Origin of the sequence: Actinoplanes sp. NPDC048791 (assembly GCF_040650095.1) — a bacterium.
GTDB lineage: Bacteria > Actinomycetota > Actinomycetes > Mycobacteriales > Micromonosporaceae > Actinoplanes.
This window is the reverse complement of sequence record NZ_JBEZGQ010000800.1, coordinates 1-3937: the sequence shown is the minus strand read 5'-3', so window position 1 is coordinate 3937 and position 3937 is coordinate 1. Positions and strand designations below refer to the sequence as shown.

Sequence of the window (3937 nt, the reverse complement as noted above, 5' to 3'; positions counted from 1 at the left end):
GGGAGTGGAGGTGTCCAGAGCGAGAACGAGCACCTGAGAACCCTAACCGGCTTGGGCGGCCTCGGCGGAGCCGGGCGCGGGGCTCACGCCCGGCTCGCGTGCCGGCTGCCGCCGGCGGGCGCGTCGGCCTTGCCGAGCCGGACTCCGGCTCGGCCGCCTGTGTCCGCCCCATCCCCGCCTGCCCGTCCTGTTGACTGGCCGGTCATCCTCGCGGCCGGGTCAGGTTCGGGGGTCCCAGTCGACGAGGGGGCGGCCCGCGTCGGCCAGGGCTTTGTTCGCCGCGCTGAAGGGGCGGGAGCCGCGGAAGCCCTTCGGGTTCAGCGGGCTCGGGTGGCCCGCCTCCAGCACCACGTGCGCGGGGTTGCTGACCAGCGCCGCCTTCTTGCGGGCGTAGCTGCCCCAGAGCAGGAACACCACCCGCTCGTCGCGGGCGTTCAGCGCCTGGATCGTCGCGTCGGTGAACGCCTCCCAGCCCTTGTTCGCGTGGGACGCCGCCGCTCCCGCGCGTACGGTCAGGACCGCGTTGAGCAACAGCACCCCCTGCCGGGCCCAGCCGGTGAGGTCGCCGCTGGTCGCCGGCGGAACGGCGACGTCCTCGGCCAGCTCCTTGAAGACGTTGCGCAACGACGGCGGGATCCGCACCCCTTCCCGGACGCTGAAGCTGAGGCCGTGCGCCTGCCCCGGCCCGTGATAGGGGTCCTGACCGAGGATCAGCACCTTGGCCTGCTCGGGCGGGCACAGCCGGTAGGCCGCGAACAGGTCCTCGAAGGGCGGATACACGGTGTTGGTCGCGTACTGCTCGCCGACGTAGGCGCTGAGGGCTGCCGTGGCCGTTTCGTCGAGGAACGGCCGAAGCTCCGTTCGCCAGGCGGGCGGGAGCATGTCGGGCAGGTTCACATCTTCTCCAGTCGGGCGGCCCAGTCGCCGCCGTGGGGGACGAGGTCGATGACCCGGGTGTCGTCGTCGAGCCGGTCGATCCGGACGGCCAGGTATTCGTCGTTGAGCTGCTCCACCAGGCCGGCGCCCCACTCGACCACGGTGACGGCGTCGTCCGCCGACGCGTCCAGGTCGAGGTCGTCGATCTCGGCGCGCGGATCGGCCGCGTCACCCAGCCTGTACGCGTCCGCGTGCACCAGCGGAACAGCACCGCCCCGCGCGGGATCGGGACGGTGCACCCGGGCGATGACAAACGTCGGCGAGGTAATGGCTCCTTGCACGCCGAGCCCCGCACCGATGCCCTGCACCAACGCGGTCTTGCCGGCGCCGAGTGGGCCGGTGAGCAGCAGCAGATCCCCGGGGCGCAGCACAGCGGCGAGACGGCGACCGAAGGCCTGGGTGTCGTCCACTGTGGCCAGCCTGAGTCCGGACCATGCCTCCGAGCTCACGAGATCTTCTCCAGGAAGGGGATCAGCGCGGCGTTGACCTCAGCGGCCTTCTCCAGCATGACGACGTGCCCGCTGTTGTCGATCTTCACCAGCGTCGCCTCGGGCAGGCGCCGCAGGATCTCCTCCGAGTGCGCCACCGGGGTCAGATAGTCCTTGGTGCCCACCAGCACCAGCACCGGCACGCCCCGCAACGCGGACAGCGCCGGGAAGCGGTTGTGCGTGTAGAGCGTCTTCAGATATTTGGTGAGGGTCTCGACGGAGGTCTTCGAGTTCATCTGCTCCACGAAGGTCACCAGCGACGGGCTGGGCCGGGCGTCGCCGAAGCCGTACCGGCGGGTGAGCAGCCAGGCCAGGTCACCGACCGCGATCCGGGCCTTGTCGATGGCGCCGCCACCGAGGCGGGCGGCCCCGCCCCATATCGGGAAGAACGGGGCGCTGGCCCGCGCGACCAGCGACGGAATGCCGAGCTTGCTCTTGTCGATCAGGCCGGCCGAGGTGGACATCAGCACGACACCGGTGACCCGCTGGCCGAACCACTCCGGATACTGCTCGGCGAACGCCATGATCGTCATGCCGCCCATCGAGTGCCCGACCAGGATGATGTGCCCGTCCGGCACGGTCTCGTCGAGCACGGCGGCGAGCGACTTGCCCAGCGCGGCGATGTCGTAGTCACCGGACTGCAGCCGGCTGGACCGGCCGTGCCCGGGCTGGTCGTAGAAGACGAGCCTGTTCTCGCCCAGCTCGGTCAGCGCCTGCCGCTGGAAGTAGAAGGTGCCCATGTCGAGCGCGAAGCCGTGCACGAAGACGACGGTGGGCTTGGCCCCGGCGACCTTGGGCTCGACGATCTCGACGTGCAGGTCGGTGCCGTCGGCGGCGGTGACGGTGAGCGCGCGGTCGAACGGCTGGTCGCCGAACTCCTCGTCGGAGTGGGGGTCACCGGGGGCGTTCAGCGACTTGCGCACGAGGGCGCGCTCGACGGCGAAGGCGGTGGCGAGACCGGCCGCGGCGAGACCGATGGCAGCGCCGACGATCCCGACCTGCTTGGCGCGTCGTCGCGGATCGACCTTCCCGGACGGCTTCGCGGACGGCTTTGCGGGACTCACGCACCCTCCCCTGGGTCGCCGCTCGGGAGGCCGGCGGTGCCGTCGTAGACACGAGGGACGCGCGTGCCGCCGAAGCGGGTCACGATCTCATAGTTGATCGTGCCGATCGCCTCGGCCCAGTCGGTGGCCGTAGGCGTGCCGTCATCACCCGGCCCGAACAGGACCGCCACGTCGCCCGCCGCCACCGGATCGTCCCCGCAGTCCAAGATGATCTGGTCCATGCACACCCGGCCGGCGATCGTACGGACACGCCCACCCAACGCCACCGGCCCCACATTGGACGCATGCCGAGGCACCCCGTCGCCGTAACCGAGCGGCACCAGAGCCAGCGTCGTCTCCTTCGCCGTGTGGTACGCGTGCCCGTACGAAACGCCCTGCCCCGCCGGCACACGCTTGGTCAGCGTGACCCGGGCCCGAGCAGTCATCGCCGGACGCAGTCCCGTCTCGTGCTCAGGCGGCAACGGCGACAGCCCATAGATCGCCACCCCCGGCCGGACCAGGTCGTAGTGAGCGTCGGGCCGGGTCAGCGTGGCCGCCGAGTTGGCGATGTGCCGGTATCGGGGCTCGATGCCGTACTGCTCCGCGGTCGCGAGGCCCTCGGCGAACACAGCTAGCTGATGATCAACGGTCTCGTGGCCGGGCGCGTCCGCGTACACGAAGTGGCTCCACACGCCGACGACCTCCACCTCGCCGTCGGCCTGTGCTTTCGCCGCCGCCTCCAGCAGAGCGGGCCACTCAGCCGGGGTGGCACCGCCGCGCGCGAGCCCGGTGTCGAGCTTGAGGTGCACCCGGGCCGGTCGCTGCGCCCGCCGGGCCGCCCTGACCAGCTCATCGAGCTGCGCCAGACTGCCCGCATTGAGGTCGACATCAGCGGAAACGCCGTCGTGCAGCGGCAACCCGGGAGCGAGCAGCCAGGCCAGCACCGGCACGGTCAGCCCGGCCCGGCGCAGCGTCAACGCCTCGTCCAGGGTGGCGACGCCCAGCCAGGTCGCCCCGCCGGCCAGCGCGGCCCGGGCCACCGGCAGCATCCCGTGCCCGTAGCCGTCGGCTTTGACCACAGCCATCACCTCAGCGGTGGTGCCGGCGCGCAGCGTCGCGACGTTGTCCCGGATAGCGTCCAGATCAACCCGGACCTCGGCCTGCCACATGTTCACCAGCCTACTGAGCGGTATGACAAAACCCGTGTCACAGGAGGTCCGCCAGAACCGGCCGCAGCGCCGCGGCCACATCCTCCGACGTCACCGGGCCCTCTCTCTCGGCCCGGCGCCCGGCCAGCCCGTGCACGTACGCCGCCATGATCGCCGCTCGTTCCGCGGGCAGACCGGCGGCGAGCAGCGAGCCGAGCAGGCCGGCCAGCACGTCTCCGCTGCCGGCGGTGGCCAGCGCCGCCGTGCCCGTCGGATTGGCCCAAGCCTCGCCGGCGGGCGTCGCCACGATCGTCCGGTCGCC

The 3937-nt window shown here is 71.6% G+C and carries 5 protein-coding genes; all 5 read right to left on the bottom strand.

The genetic code is table 11. The features are described 5' to 3' along the window. Window positions 1–219: 219 nt before the first annotated feature. Window positions 220–882, bottom strand: a complete 663-nt coding sequence (gene ung, locus AB0C29_RS37330; RefSeq protein WP_360830716.1) for a uracil-DNA glycosylase — start codon at window positions 880–882, stop codon at window positions 220–222. Between the two features lie 11 nt (window positions 883–893). Beyond that, complete coding sequence (gene tsaE / locus AB0C29_RS37325; RefSeq protein ID WP_360830710.1) at window positions 894–1385, bottom strand: tRNA (adenosine(37)-N6)-threonylcarbamoyltransferase complex ATPase subunit type 1 TsaE; 492 nt, start codon at window positions 1383–1385, stop codon at window positions 894–896. Next, window positions 1382–2416, bottom strand: coding sequence for an alpha/beta hydrolase (locus tag AB0C29_RS37320; protein ID WP_360830713.1), 1035 nt, complete (start codon window positions 2414–2416; stop codon window positions 1382–1384). The genes tsaE and AB0C29_RS37320 overlap by 4 nt, the downstream gene beginning before the upstream one ends. A gap of 68 nt (window positions 2417–2484) precedes the next feature. Beyond that, complete coding sequence (gene alr / locus AB0C29_RS37315; RefSeq protein WP_360830707.1) at window positions 2485–3636, bottom strand: alanine racemase; 1152 nt, start codon at window positions 3634–3636, stop codon at window positions 2485–2487. Window positions 3637–3673: 37 nt separating this feature from the next. After that, window positions 3674–3937: NAD(P)H-hydrate dehydratase (locus AB0C29_RS37310; protein ID WP_360830704.1), on the bottom strand; the 264-nt coding region annotated here is incomplete at its 5' end.

Bases quoted from the DNA above. Each gene is read 5' to 3' on its own strand.
- ung (WP_360830716.1), bottom strand. From the start codon at position 882: ATGCTCCCGCCCGCCTGGCGAACGGAGCTTCGGCCGTTCCTCGACGAA.
- alr (WP_360830707.1), bottom strand. From the start codon at position 3,636: ATGTGGCAGGCCGAGGTCCGGGTTGATCTGGACGCTATCCGGGACAAC.